Source organism: Pseudomonas sp. B2M1-30 (assembly GCF_025447575.1).
Classification (GTDB): domain Bacteria; phylum Pseudomonadota; class Gammaproteobacteria; order Pseudomonadales; family Pseudomonadaceae; genus Aquipseudomonas; species Aquipseudomonas botevensis.
Map to the genome: position 1 here is coordinate 167,189 of NZ_JAOEJT010000006.1, position 21,148 is coordinate 188,336.

Here is a 21,148-nt window from a genome sequence, read left to right on the forward strand (position 1 = left end):
CTTAAGTTCTTACACTTGTCGTTTGAAGCTTAAAACTTGTCGCCGGCTCGTCCATAATGCGCGCCGGTTTTTGGGGTAATGGTCATGAGTACAGAAGATCCACGGTTTGCAGGCGTCGCCCGTTTGTATGGCATCGAGGGCCTGGAGCGCCTGCGCGCCGCCCATGTGGCGATTGTCGGCGTCGGTGGCGTCGGTTCCTGGGCGGCGGAAGCCATTGCCCGTTGCGGGGTCGGCGAGATCTCGCTGTTCGACCTCGACGACGTCTGCGTCAGCAATGCCAACCGCCAGTTGCATGCGCTGGACAGCACCGTCGGCAAACCCAAGGTCGAGGTGATGGCCGAGCGTCTGCGCGGGATCAACCCGGATTGCACCGTGCATGCGGTGGCGGATTTCGTTACCCGCGAAACCATGGCCGAGTACATCACGCCGAACATCGACTGCGTGATCGATTGCATCGATGCCGTCAACGCCAAGGCGGCGCTGATCGCCTGGTGCAAGCGCCGCAAGATCCAGATCATCACCACCGGCGGCGCAGGCGGGCAGATCGATCCGACGCTGATTCAGGTTTGCGACCTGAACCGCACCTTCAACGATCCGCTGGCCTCGAAAGTGCGCTCCACGCTGCGTCGTGACTACGGCTTCTCACGCACCGTGACCCGCCATTACAGCGTGCCGTGCGTGTTCTCCACCGAACAACTGCGTTATCCGAAGCCGGACGGCAGCATTTGTTTGCAGAAGAGTTTTGTCGGCGATGGCGTGAAGCTCGACTGCGCCGGCGGGTTCGGTGCGGTGATGATGGTGACGGCGACGTTCGGCATGGTCGCGGCGACCAAGGCTGTGGATAAACTGGTGGCGGGTGTGCGGCGGCCAGCAGATCGGGTCAAGCCTCAGGCTTGAGCGGTCGGCTCAGTCTCCTTCGCGAGCCAGCCCGCTCCCCCGGGAGTCTCATGGCAATGGACTTGCTCGCGAAGGCGGTCAGCCAGCCAGCGCCTTCATCCGCTGCAGCACCGCATTCAAGCCATTGCTGCGCGATGGCGACAACTGCCGGGAAAGCCCCAACTGATTGAACCAGTCCGGCAAATCCACCTGTTGCAACTCGGCGGCGCTCAGCCCGTTGACCCGCGCCAGCAGCAACGCCACCAGGCCGCGAATCATCCGCGCATCGCTGGCGGCGCTGAATTGCCAGTGACCGTCGTGCAGTTCGCCCACCAGCCACACCTGGCTTTCACAGCCATGCACGCGGTTGGCGTCGCACTTGTCCGCGTCGTTCAACGCCGGCAGACGATCGCCAAACTGCATCAACAACCGCGCCCGCTGTTCCCAGCCGGAGGCGTCCTGAAAGGTTTGCAGCGCTTGGGCGGCGACCGGCAGGCTCATCGCAACAACTCCAGGGCCTGATCCAGTGCGGCGAAGAACCGCTCCAGATCCTCGGAATCGTTGTACAGCGCCAGCGACACACGAATCGCCCCGGCCAGTTCGAAACGCTTGAGCAACGGCATGGCGCAGTGATGCCCGGCGCGCACGGCGATGCCCTGCTCGGTCAGCAGATGCGCCAGATCGGCGTTATGCACACCTTCGACGACAAAACTCGCCAGCGCCAGTTGCGGCTTGCCCAGCAGGCGAATGCCGTCGCGGGCGGCGAGGCCGCGCAGCAGGCAGTCATGCAGCGCCGCTTCGTGGGCGGACACCGCGTCCTGATCCAGGCCCGACAAGTAATCGAGGGTTGCGCCGAGCCCGATCACGCTGGCAATCGGTGGCGTTCCCGCTTCGAAACCCAGTGGCGCCGGACGGAAGCGCGCGTCGTGGTAATTGGCGTCCAGCACCATTTCGCCGCCGAACTGCCATGGACGCAGTTGCTCCAGCGCCGCGTTGCGCCCGAACAGCACGCCGAGGCCATCGGGACCGTAGAGCTTGTGGCTGGAAAATACATAGAAGTCGCAGCCGAGGGCCTGCACATCGTGGCGGCCATGCACTACGCCTTGCGCGCCGTCGACCACCGTCAGCGCGTTTTGCGCCTTGGCCATCGCCAGCAGCGCCGGCAACGGTTGCCACGCGCCGAGCACGTTGGACAACTGACTGACTGCCAGCAGGCGCGTGCGCGGGGTTATCAGGCGCAGGGCGGCGGCGAGGTCGATCACGCCGTCGCTATCCAGCGGCAGGATCACCAGCTTCAGGTTGCGGCGTTGCGCCAGTTGCTGCCACGGCAGCAGGTTGGCGTGATGCTCCAGGGCGCTGATGACAATTTCATCGCCCGGATTGAATAGGTGTTCCAGGCCATAGGCCAGGAGATTCAGCGCACTGGTAGCGCCATGGGTGAAGATGATTTGCCCGCTGTCATCGGCATTCAGCCATTGGCCGACCTTCAGCCGACTGTCCTCGAAGGCCTGGGTGGCGTGGGCGCCGGGAAGATGCTGGGCACGATGCACGTTGGCCGCGCCGTTGGCGTAGTAGTGCGCCAGCGCGTCGAGCAGGGCCTGGGGTTTTTGCGTGGTGGCGGCGTTGTCCAGATAAGTCTGGTCTTGCCGTTGCAGGGCGGCGATGGCCGGAAAATCGGCGCGCCAGGGGGAGAGAATCATCATGCTGTCAGGCCCCGGTGGGTGACGCCGAACCCTGTGGAAGCCGGGCTTGCCCGCGAAGCTTTTGATGGCTTCGCGAGTAAACCCGCTCCCACGGGTGTCGTGCAAGGCTGCTTAGTTGTGAGCGTGCAGCGCTTCGTTCAGTTCGATCGCCGACTTGTGGGTTTTGCACTCCACGGCACCGGTTTCCGAATTACGACGGAACAGCAGGTCGGTCTGGCCGGCCAGGTCACGGGCCTTGACCACTTTGACCAGTTGATTGTTCTCGTCCAGCAGCGCGACTTTGGTGCCGGCGGTCACGTACAGGCCCGACTCGACGGTGTTGCGGTCACCCAGCGGAATGCCGATACCGGCGTTGGCGCCGATCAGGCAGCCTTCGCCGACCTTGATCACGATGTTGCCGCCGCCCGACAGGGTGCCCATTGTCGAGCAACCGCCGCCCAGGTCCGAACCCTTGCCGACGAACACGCCAGCGGAGACGCGGCCTTCGATCATGCCCGGGCCTTCGGTGCCGGCGTTGAAGTTGATGAAGCCTTCGTGCATCACGGTGGTGCCTTCTCCCACGTATGCGCCCAGACGCAGACGCGCGGCGTCAGCGATACGCACGCCGGCCGGAACCACGTAGTCGGTCATTTTCGGGAACTTGTCCACCGAGAACACTTCCAGCAGCTCGCCGCGCAGGCGCGCTTCGAGTTGCAGCTCGGCCAGTTCGCTCAGGTCGACGGCGCCCTGGCTGGTCCAGGCCACGTTTGGCAGCAGCGGGAAGATCCCGGCCAGGCTTACGCCGTGCGGCTTGACCAGACGATGGGACAGCAGGTGCAGCTTGAGGTAAGCCTCAGGCGTCGAGGTCAGTTGTGCGTCTTCGGCCAGCAGGGTGGCGACCAGCGGCTTGTGGCTTTCGGCCAGGCGGGTCAGCAGTTTGGCTTGTTCGGCATCAACGCCCTTCACGGCTTCAGCCAGTTGAGCGGCTTGTGCGGTGGTGAACGCGATGGCCTGGTTGCCTTCGCTGTAACCGAGGATCGGTGCCACGGCGGCAACCAGTTCGGCGGACGGGTTGAGCAGCGGCTGAGCGTAGAACACTTCCAGCCACGCGCCTTGACGGTTTTGAGTGCCGACACCGAAGGCCAGGCTGAACAGGGATTTGGACATGTGAATACCTCTACAAAGGGTGACGGGCTGCTTACTTGAGCGCGGCCGCGTAGATATCTGGCTTGAAGCCAATCAGGGTTCGGTCACCGAGATCGAGCACCGGGCGCTTGATCATCGAGGGTTGAGCGAGCATCAGTTCGATGGCTTTCGACTGGTCGAGATCGGCTTTGCGTTCGTCATCGAGTTTGCGAAAGGTCGTGCCCGCGCGGTTCAACACGGTTTGCCAGCCATGTTCATCGCACCATTGGGTCAGGTGCTCACGGTCGATGCCGGCAGTCTTGTAATCATGGAAGTCGTAGCTGACAGCGTGTTCATCGAGCCAGGTGCGCGCCTTCTTCATGGTGTCGCAGGCTTTGATGCCGAAAAGGTGCAACGTTTTGCTTGAAACGGTCAAGGAATCGCCCCCTTTACAGGTGCTGGAGAAAAAAGGTGTCGGATTATGCCATGACCGGACGGTTTCGCGGCGCCACTGGTTCAATTGCCTCCTTTTAACCGGCGAGTGTTTGCGGGAGGGGTGTTTCAGAACGTGCGACATAGGTGCAACGGTCATGCTCAGCCTAAGTCGCTAATATGGCAGTTCAACGCTGTCGATTGTCTGAGATTTCCGCTTTATGCAAACCGCTTACACCGTCCTGATCCTGTTGATGCTGGTCAGCGTCTCGCGGCTGGTTGGCCGGGTCATCCCGCTGCCGCTGCCTCTGGTGCAGATCGCCGCCGGCGCGTTGCTGGCCTGGCCGACCCTCGGCCTGCATGTGGCGCTGGATCCCGAACTGTTCCTGTTTCTGTTCCTGCCGCCGCTGCTGTTCTCCGACGGCTGGCGCATGCCCAAACGTGAGTTCTGGAAACTGCGCGGGCCAATCCTGACCCTCGCGGTGGGGCTGGTGCTGTTCACGGTGGTCGGTGCCGGGTACTTCATTCACTGGCTGCTGCCGACGATCCCGCTGCCAGTGGCCTTCGCGCTGGCGGCGGTGCTGTCGCCGACCGACGCCGTGGCTGTGTCGGCGATTGCCCAGAACCGCTTGCCGACGCCCCTGATGCACATGCTGCAAGGCGAGGCGCTGATGAACGACGCCTCGGGCCTGGTGACCTTCAAGTTTGCGCTGGTCGCGGCGGTGACTGGCGTCTTCTCCCTGGCCAACGCGAGCCTGACCTTTGTGCTGGTGGCCGTCGGTGGATTGGCGGTCGGGGTCGCGCTGAGCTGGCTGGTCGGCCGCTTGCGCGCCTGGATGATCGCTCGGGGCTGGGACGATCCGGCGACCCATGTGGTGTTCATGTTGCTGCTGCCATTCGCCGCTTATGTGCTGGCCGAGCGCTTGGGCGCCTCGGGCATTCTCTCGGCGGTGGCGGCGGGGATGATGCAGAGCTGGCTCGATCTGCTGCCACGCCAGACCAGCACCCGCCTGCTCAATCGCAGTGTCTGGTCGCTGCTGGAGTTCGCCTTCAACGGGCTGATTTTTCTGCTCCTCGGTCTGCAACTGCCGGACATCATCAAGGCGGTGGTCAGCCATGAGCCGTCGCTGTGGCCGACGCTGCTGTACCGCTGTCTCGATGTGGTGGCGATTTTCCTGGCGCTGGTGATGCTGCGGTTTGTCTGGGTGCAGAGCATCTGGCGCCTGTCGGTGTTGCTGCGCCGGGTGCGCGGCAAGGGCGAGCTGACTCGGGTGCCGACCGCCCGATCCTGCTGGCTGCTGACCGTCGGCGGGGTGCGCGGGGCGGTGACGCTGGCGGGCGTGATGTCGGTGCCGATGCTGATGGGGGGAGAAGCGTTTCCCGAGCGTGACCTGCTGATCTTCATCGCCGCCGGGGTGATTCTGCTGTCGCTGGTGGCGGCCTGCATTGCCTTACCGTTGCTCTTGCGCGGCATCCAGAAAAGCCCGGACGACCAGCGTCGCCAGGAAATTCGCGACGCCTGGCGCAAGACAGCCGAAGCGGCGATCCATGCCCTGGAAACCGAAGAACTCACCCCGCAAGACGCCGCCCAAGCCGCACTGGCGGCGGAGTTGAAGGCGCGGATCATGTCCGAATACCGCCATCAACTGGAGGTGTTCAACGACTCGGCCGAGGCCCAGGCGTTGGCCTTCCAGATGGATCTGCTGGAGCGCCGCTTGCGGCTCAAGGCGCTGCGCGCGCAACGCCTAGAGTTGTACAGCCTCAGCCGTCAGCACCAGATCGGTGACGACGTGTTGCGTGAAGTGCTGGGAGAACTGGATCTGAGCGAGGCAAATCTGGGCCAGGTCAAATGAATGATCTGGCGAGCTGTTTTGTTCCGTGCCGGATTGCCCGGCACGGAACGCTCAGGGGTTACTTGCGACGAATCACGAAGTCGCGGATGCGCTCGGCGGCCTCAACGCATTCGGCCAACGGTGCGACCAGGGCCATGCGCACGCGCCCGGCGCCCGGGTTGGTGCCATCGACATCGCGGGACAGGTAGGAACCCGGCACCACGGTCACATGTTCTTCGGCGAACAGATCACGGCAGAACGCCGCATCGTCGCCTTGCACGTTCGGCCACAGGTAGAAGCTGCCGTCAGGACGCTGCACATCCATGACCGGGCTGAGGATTTCCAGTACCGCGTCAAACTTCTCGCGGTACAGCGCGCGGTTGGCGCGTACATGCACTTCGTCGTTCCACGCGGCGACGCTGGCCAGTTGGGTCTGAACCGGCATCGCGCAACCGTGGTAAGTGCGGTACAGCAGGAAACCCTTGAGGATCTCGGCATCACCCGCGACGAAACCGGAACGCAGGCCCGGCAGGTTCGAGCGCTTGGACAGGCTGTGGAACACCACGCAACGCTTGAAATCCTTGCGGCCCAGTTCGGCGCAGGCGCTGAGCAGGCCCGGCGGCGGGGTCTGTTCATCGAAGTACAGTTCGCTGTAGCACTCGTCGGCGGCAATCACGAAATCGTGTTCGTCGGCCAGGGCGATGAGTTTTTTCAGGGTGTCGAGAGGGATCAACGCCCCGGTCGGGTTGCCCGGCGAGCACAGGAACAGAATCTGGCAGCGCTTCCAGATGTCCGGCGATACGGCGTCGAAGTCCGGGTTGAAGCCGTTTTCATCCAGGCACGGCAGGTAATGCGGCTTGGCGCCAGCGAGAAACGCTGCACCTTCATAGATCTGGTAGAACGGGTTCGGGCTGACCACCAGGGCGTCATCGCCACGATTGACCACGGTCTGAGTGAAGGCGAACAGCGCTTCACGGGTGCCGTTGACTGGCAGGACGTTGCGCGCCGGATCGATCCAGCCGCCCGGCACATTGAAGCGGCGTTCGCACCAGGCGGCGATGGCTTCGCGCAGGGCCGGAATGCCGAGGGTGGTCGGGTACACCGCCATCTGCTCCAGGTTGCTCGCCAGGGCCTCGGCGACAAAGCTTGGCGAGCGGTGTTTCGGCTCGCCGATGGACAGCGCGATCGGGCGCTTGTCCGGATTCGGCGTGACGCTGCCGAGCAGGGCGCGGAGCTTTTCGAACGGGTAGGGCTGCAACTGGTTCAGAGCGTTATTCATGGGGGCCTCGTTCAATGCGGGGAGCCGGCGCACGTCGTGGCCGGCCACTCCCGCAGGGGTCAATGAGTGAATTCAAATGCTTAAGCGCGACAGCTTGATATCGGGTTCCTGATTGACGCTCAGTTGCTCGACGATGGCGTCCTGCAGGCGGCTGCACAGCAACGGATCGGACAGCGGCTGATTGTGGGCGTCGGTGATGAAGAACACGTCTTCCACCCGCTCGCCCAGTGTGGCGATCTTGGCATTCTGCAGCGACAGGTCGAACTCGAGGAAGATTCCGCCGATCCGCGCCAGTAGACCAGGACGGTCGGGCGCCGTCAGTTCCAGCACCGTCACCGGACGCTGGGCGTCGTTGTGGATCGTCACTTGTGGGGCGAACGCGAAATGCTTGAGCTGGCGCGGCACGCGACGCTGGATGATTGTCGGGTAGTCGTCCGGGTTGCGCAGGGCTTCGGTCAGGCCGTCGCGGATCTGCTTGACCCGCGCCGGGTTGTCGCCGATCGAGTCGCCATCGGTGTCGAGCACGATGTAGGTGTCGAGGGTGAACTGGCTGCTCGAGGTGATGACCCGGGCGTCGTGAATGTTCAGATTGAGCTGATCCATCGCGGCCACGGTCACAGCGAAGAAATCGTGCTGATCCGGGGCGTAGATGAAGATCTGCGTGCCGCCCTCGAATTCGCGCTGGGTGGTTTCCTTGATCAGCACCAGCGGCCCGCCGTCGGCCGGCTGCTGGAGGATCGCGTCGCTGTGCCAGGCCACGTCGCCGGCGGTGTGACGCAGGAAGTAGTCATCTCCCAGCTGCGCCCACAACTGCTCGACATCGTCCGGATCGGTGCCGCCGCGCACCAGGATGTCGAGCGCCGCACTCTGGGTCTGGCGGATCTGCTCCTCGCGATCCACCGGATTTTCCAGGCCGCGACGCAGGGCACGCTTGGTTTCGGTGTAGAGCTGGCGCAGCAGGCTGGCGCGCCAGGAGTTCCACAGGGTCGGGTTGGTCGCGTTGATGTCCGCCACAGTCAGCACGTACAGGTAATCGAGACGGGTTTCATCGCCGACGATCTGGGCGAAATCATGGATCACCTGCGGGTCGGACAAGTCCTTGCGCTGGGCGGTGGTCGACATGACCAGATGGTTTTGCACCAGCCATACAATCAGTCGGCTGTCCCACACCGGTAACTGATGGCGCTGGCAGAAGGCCTCGGCGTCGACCGCACCGATGTCCGAGTGATCACCATGCCGGCCCTTGCCGATATCGTGATACAGGCCGGCGAGGTAGATCAGCTCGGGCTTGGGCAGCTTGCCCATGAGCTTGCTGGCCAGCGGGAATTTTTCCGACACCTGGGTGTACTGCAATTTGCGCAGGTGCTTGATCAGGTTCAGCGTGTGCGCGTCGACCGTATAGATGTGGAACAGGTCGTGCTGCATCTGCCCGACGATAAAGCCGAACTCCGGCAGATAACGCCCGAGAATGCCGTAGCGGTTCATCCGCCGCAGATTGCGATGGATACCGATCTTGCACTTGAACAGTTCGATGAACAGGCTGGTGTTGCGAATGTCGTTGCGGAAATCGTCGTCGATCAGATGGCGGTTTTCCCGCAGCAGGCGGATCGTATCGGCGCGCACGCCCTTGATGTCCGGCTGCTGGGCCATCAGCACGAAAATTTCCAGCATGGCGAACGGCGTGCGGCGGAACACGTTGTCGTTGCGTGCCTCGATATAGCCGTCGTGCAACTGGAAACGCGAGTTGATCGGCTGTGGCGGCGCTTCGTCTTCCGGGGCGAGGATGACTTCTTCGAAGTGCTGGATGATCAGGTCGCTGAGCTGGGCAATGCTCATCACCACGCGGAAATACTGTTGCATGAAGTTTTCGACGGCCTGCTTGGCGTCGTCGCCTTCAAACCCCAGCAGCCCGGCAATGGTGCGTTGATGATCGAACAGCAAGCGGTCTTCGGAGCGGCCGGCCAGCATGTGCAGGGCATAGCGCACTTTCCACAGGAATTCCTGGGAGGAGGCGAGCAGGGCGTTTTCGCTTTCGACCAGAAAGCCTTCGCCGGCCAGGGCGCGCAGGTTCAGGGTGCCGTACTGACGACGGGCAACCCACAGAATCGTCTGGATGTCCCGTAGTCCGCCGGGTGAGCCTTTGACGTTGGGTTCCAGGTTGTATTCGGTGTCGTTGTACTTGTGGTGGCGGGCCTTCTGCTCGGAGCGCTTGGCCAGGAAAAACTCCCTGCTTGGCCACATGTGTTCGGTGCTGGTGACGTCGAGCATGCGCTGGCGCAGACGCTCGGGGCCGCAAATGGTGCGGCTTTCCATCAGGTTGGTGACCACGGTCAGGTCGGCGCGGGCCTCTTCGGCGCATTCGTCGACCGAGCGAACGCTCTGACCGACTTCCAGGCCGATGTCCCACAGCAGCGTCAGAAAACGTTCGATGGAGTCGCGGAAGATTTCGTGGTCGGCGCTGTCCAGCAGGATCAGCAGGTCAATGTCGGAGTAGGGATGCAGCTCGCCGCGACCGTAGCCGCCGACTGCGACCAGCGCGATATCCGCGTCTTCGCTCCAGTTGAACTGCTCCCAGGCCTTTTGCAGGATGTTGTCGACGAACCAGGCGCGGTCCTCGATCAGCCGGCGGATGTCGCGGCCGTTGCGAAACCGCGCGTCGAGCACTTCGCCGGCCTGGCGGATCGCCTTCTTGAAGGCGGCGATGGGGCTCGCTTTCAGGGCCAGTTCAGCCTGGAACTGGCCACGGTCGAAGAGTTCGGGATCCACCTGCGGCATCGATTGGCTTTCCTTCTATAGGCTGGGAGCGGGTTCCGGGATCAGGCCGATACGCGCGGGATCGTGTCGTCGCTGCGCAGGGTGAAGATTTCGTAACCGGTGTCGGTGACAAGCAAGGTATGTTCCCACTGCGCCGAGAGCTTGCGATCCTTGGTGATCGCGGTCCAGCCGTCGCCCAGTACCTTGGTGTCGGCCTTGCCCTGGTTGATCATCGGCTCGATGGTGAAGGTCATGCCCGCTTTCAGCTCCATGCCGGTGCCAGCACGGCCGTAGTGGAGAATTTGCGGCTCTTCGTGGAACACCTTGCCGATCCCGTGCCCGCAAAACTCGCGTACCACCGAGAAGCCGTTCTTTTCCGCGTGCTTCTGGATGACTTCACCGATGTCGCCGAGGCGGCAGCCGGGTTTGACGATCTCGATCGCCTTGTACATGCATTCCTGGGTGATCTGCGACAGGCGCTCGGCCCAGACCGGCACAGTGCCGACGTGGAACATGCGGCTGGTGTCGCCGTGGTAGCCATCCTTGATCACGGTGACGTCGATGTTCAAGGTGTCGCCGTTTTTCAGCGGCTTGTCGTTCGGGATACCGTGGCAGACCACATGGTTGATCGAGGTGCAGATCGACTTCGGGAAGCCTTTGTAGTTGAGCGGGGCAGGGATGGCCTGTTGCTCGTTGACAATGTAGTCGTGGCAGATCTGGTTCAGCTCATCGGTGGTCACGCCCGGCTTGACGTGCTCGGCGATCATTTCCAGCACGTCGGCGGCCAGTTTACCGGCGACACGCATTCCGGCGATGTCCTCGGGAGTTTTGAGGGTGACGGTCATACAGGCTCTCTCTGCGCTCGGCGGCGCTTGCTGATACGGGTAGGGTCGTCGGTACGTTTTGCGACCCGAGAAAAACGCGATTCTAACAGACCGAAGGAGCAAATCCGCGCCTGCGTGCATGGCTTCTGTCTATATGAAGCCGGGGCAGGGGGCTGTTCCAGGGCGCTGGCGCGCATGTCCCTGACGCGATTGCAGATTCCGGGTTCCGTTTGCGCCCTCGCTGTGGTATAAAATGCGCCGCTTTCCGGGGATAGCCCCGAGAGCACTAACCCACACACGTGTCGACACGATGGCCTGGGTGCCGTTGATTCTCGGATCAATGGTTGGTCATTGGGATACGTGGAGGCCCAACCCGACTTATCAAGGAACTATCATGTCCCAAGTCAACATGCGCGATATGCTGAAGGCCGGTGTGCACTTCGGTCACCAAACCCGTTACTGGAATCCGAAAATGGGCAAGTACATTTTCGGCGCGCGTAACAAGATTCACATCATCAACCTTGAAAAAACCCTGCCAATGTTCAACGACGCTCTGTCGTTCGTAGAGCGCCTGGCCCAGGGCAAAAACAAGATTCTGTTCGTCGGCACCAAGCGTTCCGCTGGCAAGATCGTTGCTGAACAAGCAGCACGTTGCGCTTCGCCGTACGTCGATCACCGCTGGTTGGGCGGCATGCTGACCAACTTCAAAACCATCCGTGCTTCCATCAAGCGTCTGCGTGACCTTGAAGTACAAGCCGAAGACGGTACTTTCGCCAAGCTGACCAAGAAAGAAGCGCTGATGCGCTCCCGTGATCTTGAGAAGCTGGAACGCTCCCTGGGCGGCATCAAGGACATGGGCGGTCTGCCAGACGCACTGTTCGTGATCGACGTTGACCACGAGCGCATCGCGATCACCGAAGCCAACAAGCTGGGCATCCCGGTCATCGGCGTTGTCGATACCAACAGCAGCCCGGAAGGCGTTGACTACATCATCCCAGGTAACGATGACGCCATCCGCGCTATCGAGCTGTACATGGGTGCCATGGCTGACGCCGTGATCCGTGGTCGCAACAATGTTGCTGGCGGCACCGTAGAGTTCGCAGCTGAAGAAACTCAGGCTGCAGCTGAGTAATTGACGCTTTGGCGTTGACTCAGTAAGCAAAAAGGGGGCTTGGCCCCCTTTTTGCCACCTCGAAAACCGTTTGTCGGCGGCGCAGCTACAGCATCTGTAACGTGCAGCAGCTACAAGGTGTTTCGGGAAGAATTGAACGCCCGTTCGATCGGGTGGAATGGTTGAAAACCTATCCAAGAGGAATTTGAAAATGGCAGCAATTACTGCAGCGCTGGTCAAAGAACTGCGCGAGCGTACCGGCGAAGGCATGATGGATTGCAAGAAAGCCCTGGAAAAGGCTGGCGGCGACATCGAAAAAGCCATTGATGACATGCGTGCTTCCGGCGCCATCAAGGCAGCCAAGAAGGCTGGCAACGTTGCCGCTGAAGGCGCTATCGCCATCAAGGCTGACGACAAGTCCGCCGTGATCCTGGAAGTGAACTCGCAGACCGACTTCCTGGCTCTGCAGGACGACTTCAAGAACTTCGTCGCTGCCAGCGTTGAAAAAGCATTCGCTGAGAAGCTGACCGACGCTGCTCCGCTGATCGCATCTCAGGAAGCTGCTCGCGAAGCCCTGGTTGCCAAAGTAGGCGAAAACGTCAACATCCGTCGTCTGACCCGCATCGAAGGTGACGTTGTAGGTTCGTACCTGCACGGCAACAAGATCGGTGTGGTCGTGGCTCTGAAAGGCGGCGACGTCGAGCTGGCCAAAGACATCGCGATGCACGTAGCGGCAAGCAACCCTGAGTTCCTGCTGCCTTCGCAGGTTTCGGCTGAAGCCATCGAGCGCGAGAAAGCCGTGTTCATGCAGCTGAACGAAGACAAGATCAAAGGCAAGCCTGAAAACATCGTTGAAAACATGGTCAAAGGCCGTATCGCCAAGTTCCTGGCTGAAGCAAGCCTGGTTGAGCAGGCGTTCGTCAAGAACCCTGAAATCAAGGTCGGCGAGCTGGCCAAGAAAGGCGGCGCTGAAATCGTTTCCTTCACCTACTTCAAAGTAGGCGAAGGCATCGAGAAGCCGGTCGACAACTTCGCTGAAGAAGTTGCTGCCCAGCTGGCTGCCGCCAAGCAATAAGACGGTTTTTCAACTGTCGCCCGAAAGAGGCTGCCCGCTCACGCGCGCAGCCTCTTTTCAGATAGGGTTACCAATTTTTAATTGGTTTCCACTTGGAACTGACTTACAAAGCCATGTTCCGATGGCGCTGAAGCAGCGCCACGCTAGAGTGAACGCAGCTGAAAACAGCTCGCAAAGAATTTTTAAAATACGCCGCAGGAGAGATTCGCAATGGCTCAGCAGGGCAGTGGTTATCAGGCTCGCTATAAACGCATTCTACTCAAGCTTAGCGGCGAGGCCCTGATGGGCTCCGAAGAGTTCGGGATCGATCCGAAAGTGCTGGATCGCATGGCTCTGGAAGTTGGCCAGCTGGTTGGCATCGGTGTTCAGGTCGGTCTGGTGATCGGCGGCGGCAACCTGTTCCGCGGCGAAGCGCTGAGCAAGGCCGGTATGGACCGCGTCACGGGCGACCACATGGGCATGCTGGCCACTGTGATGAACGCCCTGGCCATGCGCGATGCGCTGGAACGTGCCAATATCTCCGCCATCGTGATGTCGGCCATTTCCATGGTAGGCGTGACCGATCACTATGATCGTCGCAAGGCCATGCGCCACCTGAACTCCAAAGATGTGGTGATTTTCGCGGCCGGTACTGGCAACCCGTTCTTCACCACCGATTCGGCGGCTTGCCTGCGTGCCATCGAAATCGACGCCGACGTCGTGCTCAAGGCGACCAAGGTCGATGGCGTCTACACTGCTGACCCGTTCAAAGACCCGCATGCCGAGAAGTTCGATCATCTGACCTACGATGAAGTGCTGGATCGCAAGCTGGGTGTGATGGACCTGACAGCCATTTGTCTGTGCCGCGACCACAAGATGCCGCTGCGCGTATTCAACATGAACAAGCCCGGCGCCCTGCTGAACATCGTGCATGGCGGCGCTGAAGGCACTCTGATCGAGGAAGTCCAGCAATGATCAACGAAATCAAGAAAGATGCTAAACAGCGCATGGACAAGTCGCTGGAATCGCTGCAACACGCTTTCGGCCAGATCCGTACTGGCAAGGCGCACCCAAGCATTCTGGGCAGCGTAATGGTGCCTTACTACGGTGTTGACACGCCTTTGAGCGGTGTCGCCAACGTTACCGTGAAGGACAACCAGACTCTGCAAGTCGTCGCGTTCGAGCGCAACATGCTCGGCGCCATCGACAAGGCCATTGGCAGCGCCGGTCTCAACCTGAACCCGACCAACCTGGGCGAGTTGCTGCTGATCACCATGGCGCCGCTGACCGAGGAGACCCGCAAGGGCTTCACCAAGCAGGCTCGTGCCGCTGCTGAAGACGCTCGCGTGGCCGTGCGCAACATTCGTCGTGATGCCATGGACAAGCTGAAAAAGCTGTCCAAAGGCAAGGAAATCAGCGAGGACGAAGAGCGTCGTGCCAGTGCCGAGATCGACAAGCTGATCAAGGACGCCGAAGGTCAGATCACCAAGGCGACCGACGAAAAAGAAAAGGACCTGATGGCCGTATAAGGGTCGAGCTTTTAATGGACAAGACCAAGCAGACTGCGCCGTCCGCGGTGCCGCGCCATGTCGCGATCATCATGGATGGCAACAATCGCTGGGCGAAAAAACGCTTTATGCCGGGTGTCGCCGGGCATAAAGCGGGTGTGGATGCTGTGCGGGCGGTGATCGAGGTGTGCGCCGAGGCCAAGGTCGAGGTGCTGACCCTGTTCGCCTTTTCCAGTGAAAACTGGCAGCGTCCGGCCGATGAAGTCAGTGCCTTGATGGACCTGTTTTTCAAGGCGTTGCGTCGCGAGGCCAAGCGCCTCAACGACAACAACATCAGCCTGCGGATCATCGGTGATCGCTCGCGTTTCCATCCGGAGTTGCAGGCCGCGATGCGTGAGGCCGAAGCCATGACCGCCGGTGCCAACCGTTTTGTCCTGCAGATCGCCGCCAACTACGGTGGTCAGTGGGACATCGCCCAGGCTGCACAACGCCTGGCTCGTGAGGTTCAGGCCGGGCACCTGCGTCCGGAAGACATTACCCCGGACCTGCTGCAGACCTGTCTGGCGACGGGCGACCTGCCGTTGCCCGACCTATGCATCCGCACCGGTGGCGAGCACCGCATCAGCAACTTCCTGTTGTGGCAGCTGGCGTACGCCGAGTTGTATTTCTCCGACCTGTTCTGGCCGGACTTCAAACACGATGCCATGCGCAATGCGCTGGCCGATTTCGCTTCGCGCCAGCGCCGCTTCGGTAAAACGAGCGAGCAGGTCGAGGCTGGAGCCCGGGTTTAATGCTTAAACAACGAATCATCACCGCGCTGATCCTGCTGCCGATTGCCTTGTGCGGGTTTTTCCTGCTCGAAGGCTCCGGTTTTGCGTTGTTCATCGGGCTGGTCGTGACCCTGGGTGCCTGGGAATGGGCGCGCCTGGCCGGGTTCGCCGCCCAGTCGTTCCGCGTCGGTTACGCCGCCGTGGTCGCCCTGATGCTGTTCGTCATGTACATCCTGCCCGGACTCGCCCCTTGGGTGCTGGGCGCTTCGGTGCTCTGGTGGGCGGTGGCGACCTGGCTGGTGCTGACGTATCCGGGCTCCAGCGAACGCTGGTCCAGCGCGGCAAGCAAACTGGTCATTGGCCTGTTGATCCTGTTGCCGGCCTGGCAAGGTCTGGTGCAGATCAAACAGTACCCGTTGGGTAACTGGCTGATCATGGCGGTGATGGTGCTGGTCTGGGGCGCAGATATCGGTGCCTATTTCTCCGGTCGCGCGTTCGGCAAGCGCAAGCTGGCGCCACTGGTCAGTCCCGGCAAGAGCTGGGAAGGCGTGTATGGCGGACTGGCGTTGAGCCTGGTGATCACCACGCTGGTCGCGCTGTTCCGCGACTGGACGGTGGCGCAATTGTTCAAGGGCCTGCTGGGTGCCGCATTGATTGTGTTCGTTTCGGTCGTGGGCGACCTCACTGAAAGCATGTTCAAGCGTCAGTCGGGTATCAAGGACAGCAGCAATCTGCTGCCCGGTCATGGCGGCGTGCTGGATCGTATCGACAGCCTGACAGCGGCCGTTCCGCTGTTTGCCGTCCTGCTGTGGATGGCCGCACCGTGAGCCGTCCGCAACAGATCACCGTTCTGGGGGCGACCGGTTCGATCGGTCTGAGCACTCTCGATGTCATCGCGCGTCATCCGGAGCGTTATCAGGTTTTTGCCCTGAGCGGCTTCACTCGCCTGAGTGAGCTGTTCGCCCTCTGCGTGCGCCATGTGCCGCAGTTCGCGGTGGTGCCACAAGTCGCTGCCGCTCGCGGTTTGCAGGACGACTTGCGGGCCGCGGGCCTGTCGACGCGTGTGCTGGTGGGCGAAGAGGGGCTGTGTCAGGTGGCTTCTGCGCCTGAGGTCGATGCGGTAATGGCCGCGATCGTCGGCGCTGCTGGCTTGCGTCCAACCCTGGCAGCGGTCGAGGCGGGGAAGAAAATCCTCCTGGCCAACAAGGAAGCGCTGGTGATGTCCGGCGCCCTGTTCATGCAGGCGGTGCGCAAAAGCGGTTCGGTGCTGCTGCCCATCGACAGTGAACACAACGCGATTTTCCAGTGCATGCCTCAGGATTTTTCCCGAGGTCTGGGCGCCGTCGGTGTGCGTCGGATTTTACTGACAGCCTCTGGTGGCCCCTTCCGGCAGACACCGTTGGCCGAACTGGCCAATGTTTCCCCTGAGCAGGCGTGCGCGCACCCGAACTGGTCCATGGGCCGCAAGATTTCGGTGGATTCGGCCAGCATGATGAACAAGGGGCTCGAGTTGATCGAGGCCTGTTGGCTGTTCGACGCCAAGCCATCCCAGGTCGAAGTGGTCATTCATCCGCAAAGCGTCATTCATTCGCTGGTCGACTATGTGGACGGTTCGGTACTGGCGCAGTTGGGCAATCCCGACATGCGTACACCGATTGCCAATGCCCTGGCCTGGCCGGAGCGTATCGATTCCGGAGTGGCGCCGCTGGATCTGTTCGCGATTGCGCGTCTGGATTTCGAAGCGCCGGACGAGGATCGTTTCCCGTGCCTGCGTCTGGCGCGTCAGGCAGCCGAAGCGGGCGACAGCGCACCGGCGATGTTGAATGCAGCCAACGAAGTGGCGGTGGAGGCGTTTCTCGACGGACGGGTTCGCTACCTTGAAATCGCGAGTATCATCGAGGAAGTCTTGAATCTCGAGCCAGTGGTCGCGCTGGGTGATCTCGATGCCGTGTTCACGGCGGATGCGAAAGCACGGTCGCTGGCTGAACGATGGTTGCAGCGTAACGGCCGATAGATTTTGCAATACATTGGCTCCATGCGGTACTGAACGGGTTTGCGGAGAAAGTAGATGAGCGCGCTCTATATGATTGCCGGCACCCTGATCGCCTTGGGTGTGTTGGTCACCTTTCACGAGTTCGGCCACTTTTGGGTCGCGCGTCGTTGTGGGGTCAAGGTTCTGCGCTTTTCCGTAGGCTTCGGCATGCCGCTGCTGCGCTGGCACGACAAGCAAGGCACCGAGTTCGTTGTCGCGGCCATTCCACTGGGCGGCTACGTCAAGATGCTCGATGAGCGCGAAGGCGAAGTGCCAAGCGACCAGCTTCATCTTTCGTTCAACCGCAAGTCCGTCCGCCAGCGCATCGCCATTGTCGCGGCTGGCCCTGTTGCCAACTTCCTGCTGGCCCTGGTGTTCTTCTGGGTGCTGGCCATGCTCGGCAGCGAGCAGATACGCCCGGTCATCGGTGCGGTCGAATCCGGCAGTATGGCGGCCAAGGCAGGCCTGAGCGCGGGCCAGGAAATCATCGCCATCGACGGCGAACCGACTTCGGGCTGGGCTGCGGTCAATCTGCAACTGGTACGGCGTCTGGGTGAGAGCGGCTCCCTGCAATTGCTGGTGCGTGAGCAGGGCTCCACGGCGGATTCTTCGCGTGAGCTGGCGCTGGATCACTGGCTCAAGGGCGCGGATGAACCGGATCCGATTCGCTCTCTGGGGATTCGCCCATGGCGTCCGGCATTGCCGCCGGTACTGGCCGAACTCGACCCGAAAGGGCCGGCCCAGGCGGCCGGGCTGAAAACCGGTGATCGTCTGTTGTCCCTCGACGGCAAGGCGCTGGACGACTGGCAACAGGTGGTTGATGCCGTTCGTACGCGTCCTGATACCAAAATCATGCTGCGCATCGAGCGCGACGGTGCTCAAATCGACGTCCCGGTGACGCTGGCGGCGCGCGGCGAAAGCAAGTCGCCAAGCGGTTACCTGGGGGCGGGCGTGAAGGCTGTCGACTGGCCACCGGAAATGATCCGCGAGGTCAGTTACGGTCCTCTGGCGGCGATTGGCGAGGGTGCGCGTCGTACCTGGACCATGAGCGTCCTGACGCTGGATTCACTGAAGAAAATGCTGTTCGGCGAGCTCTCGGTAAAAAACTTGAGTGGACCGATAACCATTGCTAAAGTGGCGGGCGCTTCTGCCCAGTCGGGCGTTGCTGATTTCCTGAATTTCCTTGCTTATCTGAGTATTAGCCTGGGGGTTCTGAACTTGCTGCCCATTCCTGTACTGGATGGGGGGCATCTGTTGTTTTATCTGATCGAGTGGGCGCGTGGTCGTCCCTTGTCGGATCGGGTGCAAGGTTGGGGGATACAGATCGGTATCAGTTTGGTGGTCGGAGTGATGTTGCTTGCTCTGGTCAACGATCTGGGTCGACTGTAACGCTTCGCTGAATTGCGAATCTGCCGCATTTTGCGGCAGTTTGTTTATTGCCAGTTGGAATAAGAAAGGACTTCATGAAACGTCTGCTGCTAACTGCGGTTATTACCGCATTGATGATCGCCGAAGTTCACGCCGAGTCCTTCACCATCTCTGATATTCGCGTCAACGGCCTCCAGCGGGTTTCCGCGGGTAGCGTCTTTGGTGCGTTGCCGTTGAACGTCGGCGAGCAGGCGGATGATCGTCGCCTGGTGGAGTCCACGCGTGCGTTGTTCAAAACCGGTTTCTTTCAAGATATCCAGCTGGGCCGCGAAGGCAACGTTCTGGTCATCACGGTCGTCGAGCGTCCGTCGGTTGCCAGTATCGAGATCGAAGGCAACAAGGCCATCTCCACTGAAGACCTGATGAAAGGTCTCAAGCAATCCGGTCTGGCCGAGGGCGAGATTTTCCAGCGCGCGACGCTTGAAGGCGTGCGTAACGAGCTGCAACGCCAGTACGTTGCACAAGGTCGCTATTCGGCTACCGTCGATACCGAAGTGGTATCGCAGCCGCGTAACCGCGTCGGTCTGAAAGTGAAGATCAACGAAGGTACCGTTGCGGCCATTCAGCACATCAACGTAGTGGGCAACACGGTTTTCCCCGAGGAAGACCTGGTCGACCTGTTCGAGCTGAAAACCACCAACTGGCTGTCGTTCTTCAAGAACGATGACAAGTACGCCCGTGAAAAGCTTTCCGGTGATCTGGAGCGTCTGCGTTCCTATTATCTGGACCGCGGCTATATCAACATGGATATCGCTTCGACCCAGGTGTCCATCACCCCGGACAAGAAGCACGTCTACATCACCGTCAACGTCAACGAAGGCGAGAAGTACACCGTTCGTGACGTCAAGCTCAGCGGCGACCTGAAGGTTCCTGAGGATCAGGTCAAGTCCCTGCTGCTGGTAGAGAAAGGCCAGGTGTTCTCGCGCAAGCTGATGACCACCACTTCCGAGCTGATCACCCGTCGACTGGGTAACGAAGGCTACACCTTCGCCAACGTCAACGGCGTGCCTCAGCCACACGATGACGATCACACCGTCGACATCCTGTTTGCTGTCGATCCGGGCAAGCGCGCCTACGTCAACCGCATCAACTTCCGTGGCAACACCAAGTCCGAGGACGAAGTGCTGCGTCGCGAAATGCGTCAGATGGAAGGTGGCTGGGCTTCGACCTACCTGATCGACCAGTCCAAGACCCGCCTTGAGCGTCTGGGCTTCTTCAAGGAAGTCAACGTCGAGACGCCGGCTGTACCGGGTGTCGACGACCAGGTCGATGTGAACTACGCCGTTGAAGAACAAGCGTCCGGTTCGATCACCGCCAGCGTCGGTTTTGCCCAGAGCGCCGGTCTGATCCTCGGTGGTTCGATCACCCAGAACAACTTCCTGGGTACCGGTAACCGCGTCAGCGTCGGTCTGACCCGCAGTGAATACCAGAGCCGCTACAACTTCGGCTACGTTGACCCCTACTGGACCGCCGATGGCGTGAGCCTGGGTTACAACGCGTTCTATCGCACCACCGACTACAAAGACCTCGACGTCGACGTAGCAAGCTATGCGGTGGACAGCCTGGGTGCCGGCGTGAACGTGGGCTACCCGATCAGCGAGACTTCGCGTCTGACCTTCGGTCTGTCCGCTCAGCAGGACAAGATCAAGACCGGTCAGTACACCGTCGACGAGATCTTCGACTTCGTGAACCGCGAAGGCGATCAGTACCTGAACTTCAAGGCTTCGGCCGGCTGGTCCGAGTCGACCCTGAACAAAGGCGTACTGCCGACCCGTGGCCGTTCCCAGAGCCTGACTCTGGAAACCACCATTCCGGGCAGCGACCTGTCGTTCTACAAGGTCGACTACCGTGGTCAGTTGTTCGCGCCTTTGAGCGAAAACTACACCCTGCGTCTGCATACCGAACTGGGTTATGGCGACGGCTTCGGTTCGACCGATGGCTTGCCGTTCTATGAAAACTACTATGCTGGTGGTTTCAACTCGGTTCGTGGCTTCAAGGACAGCACCCTGGGTCCGCGCAGTACACCTAGCCGTGGCCAGGCTGCGACAGGTAACGCCGGTACGATCAACGACCCGGATCAGGACGCACTGCCGTTTGGTGGCAACGTACTGATTCAAGGTGGTGCGGAGCTGTTGTTCCCACTGCCGTTCGTCAAGGATCAGCGCTCGCTGCGCACCTCCGTGTTCTGGGACGTCGGTAACGTGTTTGACTCCAAGTGCGAACAGACTCTCAACACCAACGGTGTCACCAAGTCCAATACGCAGTGCAACGACGTCAGCTTCAGCAACATGGCCAGCTCCGTCGGTGTCGGCGTGACCTGGGTCACCGCACTGGGTCCTTTGAGCTTCGCGTTGGCTACACCGATCAAGAAACCGGATAACGCTGAGACTCAAGTGTTCCAATTCTCCCTCGGTCAGACGTTCTAAGCGTCGGACCCAAGA

Annotated in this window: 18 protein-coding genes; 11 read left to right on the top strand and 7 right to left on the bottom strand. The window is 61.0% G+C overall.

The features are described from left to right. The first annotated feature begins 78 nt into the window (after window positions 1-78). Window positions 79-897 (top strand): tRNA cyclic N6-threonylcarbamoyladenosine(37) synthase TcdA, encoded by an 819-nt coding sequence (gene tcdA, locus N8H74_RS14440; protein ID WP_217832647.1) that lies wholly within the window; start codon window positions 79-81, stop codon window positions 895-897. Window positions 898-975: 78 nt separating this feature from the next. Here the strand turns inward: tcdA and N8H74_RS14445 are convergent, their stop codons facing one another. The 4 genes from N8H74_RS14445 to N8H74_RS14460 form a co-directional block, all read right to left on the bottom strand. Beyond that, window positions 976-1,377: a SufE family protein gene (locus N8H74_RS14445; protein ID WP_262148344.1), complete on the bottom strand. Its 402-nt coding sequence runs from the start codon at window positions 1,375-1,377 to the stop codon at window positions 976-978. Beyond that, a complete protein-coding gene (locus tag N8H74_RS14450; protein ID WP_262148346.1) occupies window positions 1,374-2,579 on the bottom strand; it encodes a cysteine desulfurase in 1,206 nt (401 codons plus the stop codon). Before N8H74_RS14450 ends, N8H74_RS14445 begins: the two co-directional genes overlap by 4 nt. Before the next feature lie 111 nt (window positions 2,580-2,690). After that, entirely contained in the window at window positions 2,691-3,725 is a 1,035-nt protein-coding gene (gene dapD / locus N8H74_RS14455; protein ID WP_217832644.1) for a 2,3,4,5-tetrahydropyridine-2,6-dicarboxylate N-succinyltransferase, read from the bottom strand. A gap of 31 nt (window positions 3,726-3,756) precedes the next feature. Continuing rightward, window positions 3,757-4,119 (bottom strand): ArsC family reductase, encoded by a 363-nt coding sequence (locus N8H74_RS14460; RefSeq protein ID WP_003222107.1) that lies wholly within the window; start codon window positions 4,117-4,119, stop codon window positions 3,757-3,759. A gap of 217 nt (window positions 4,120-4,336) precedes the next feature. Here N8H74_RS14460 and N8H74_RS14465 point away from each other — a divergent pair, with 217 nt between their 5' ends. Then, a complete protein-coding gene (locus N8H74_RS14465; RefSeq protein ID WP_262148349.1) occupies window positions 4,337-5,968 on the top strand; it encodes a Na+/H+ antiporter in 1,632 nt (543 codons plus the stop codon). A 58-nt stretch (window positions 5,969-6,026) separates the two neighbouring features. Here the strand turns inward: N8H74_RS14465 and dapC are convergent, their stop codons facing one another. The 3 genes from dapC to map form a co-directional block, all read right to left on the bottom strand. Beyond that, window positions 6,027-7,226 (bottom strand): succinyldiaminopimelate transaminase, encoded by a 1,200-nt coding sequence (dapC, locus tag N8H74_RS14470; protein WP_217832642.1) that lies wholly within the window; start codon window positions 7,224-7,226, stop codon window positions 6,027-6,029. A 72-nt stretch (window positions 7,227-7,298) separates the two neighbouring features. Beyond that, on the bottom strand, window positions 7,299-10,001 hold the full coding sequence (locus N8H74_RS14475) for a [protein-PII] uridylyltransferase (protein ID WP_217832641.1): 2,703 nt from the start codon (window positions 9,999-10,001) through the stop codon (window positions 7,299-7,301). Between the two features lie 41 nt (window positions 10,002-10,042). Then, the gene (gene map, locus N8H74_RS14480; RefSeq protein WP_217832640.1) at window positions 10,043-10,825 is read right to left on the bottom strand and encodes a type I methionyl aminopeptidase; all 783 of its coding nucleotides are present in this window, start codon (window positions 10,823-10,825) and stop codon (window positions 10,043-10,045) included. Window positions 10,826-11,198: 373 nt separating this feature from the next. On the opposite strand from map, the gene rpsB reads away from it, so the two are divergent. The 9 genes from rpsB (at window position 11,199) to bamA (ending at window position 21,133) form a co-directional block, all read left to right on the top strand. Beyond that, window positions 11,199-11,936, top strand: coding sequence for a 30S ribosomal protein S2 (gene rpsB / locus N8H74_RS14485; protein ID WP_217832639.1), 738 nt, complete (start codon window positions 11,199-11,201; stop codon window positions 11,934-11,936). A gap of 190 nt (window positions 11,937-12,126) precedes the next feature. After that, window positions 12,127-12,990 (top strand): translation elongation factor Ts, encoded by an 864-nt coding sequence (gene tsf / locus N8H74_RS14490; RefSeq protein WP_217832638.1) that lies wholly within the window; start codon window positions 12,127-12,129, stop codon window positions 12,988-12,990. A 210-nt stretch (window positions 12,991-13,200) separates the two neighbouring features. Then, window positions 13,201-13,944: a UMP kinase gene (gene pyrH / locus N8H74_RS14495; protein WP_011332683.1), complete on the top strand. Its 744-nt coding sequence runs from the start codon at window positions 13,201-13,203 to the stop codon at window positions 13,942-13,944. Continuing rightward, window positions 13,941-14,498: a ribosome recycling factor gene (gene frr / locus N8H74_RS14500; protein ID WP_217832637.1), complete on the top strand. Its 558-nt coding sequence runs from the start codon at window positions 13,941-13,943 to the stop codon at window positions 14,496-14,498. The genes pyrH and frr overlap by 4 nt, the downstream gene beginning before the upstream one ends. 14 nt (window positions 14,499-14,512) lie before the next feature. Then, the gene (uppS, locus tag N8H74_RS14505) at window positions 14,513-15,268 is read left to right on the top strand and encodes a polyprenyl diphosphate synthase (RefSeq protein WP_217832636.1); all 756 of its coding nucleotides are present in this window, start codon (window positions 14,513-14,515) and stop codon (window positions 15,266-15,268) included. Beyond that, entirely contained in the window at window positions 15,268-16,074 is an 807-nt protein-coding gene (locus tag N8H74_RS14510) for a phosphatidate cytidylyltransferase (RefSeq protein ID WP_217832635.1), read from the top strand. Before uppS ends, N8H74_RS14510 begins: the two co-directional genes overlap by 1 nt. Continuing rightward, a complete protein-coding gene (gene ispC / locus N8H74_RS14515) occupies window positions 16,071-17,261 on the top strand; it encodes a 1-deoxy-D-xylulose-5-phosphate reductoisomerase (protein ID WP_262148355.1) in 1,191 nt (396 codons plus the stop codon). The genes N8H74_RS14510 and ispC overlap by 4 nt, the downstream gene beginning before the upstream one ends. Window positions 17,262-17,315: 54 nt before the next feature. After that, window positions 17,316-18,668: a sigma E protease regulator RseP gene (gene rseP, locus N8H74_RS14520; RefSeq protein ID WP_262148357.1), complete on the top strand. Its 1,353-nt coding sequence runs from the start codon at window positions 17,316-17,318 to the stop codon at window positions 18,666-18,668. A gap of 74 nt (window positions 18,669-18,742) precedes the next feature. Beyond that, entirely contained in the window at window positions 18,743-21,133 is a 2,391-nt protein-coding gene (gene bamA, locus N8H74_RS14525; RefSeq protein WP_262148359.1) for an outer membrane protein assembly factor BamA, read from the top strand. The last annotated feature ends 15 nt before the right edge of the window (window positions 21,134-21,148 follow it).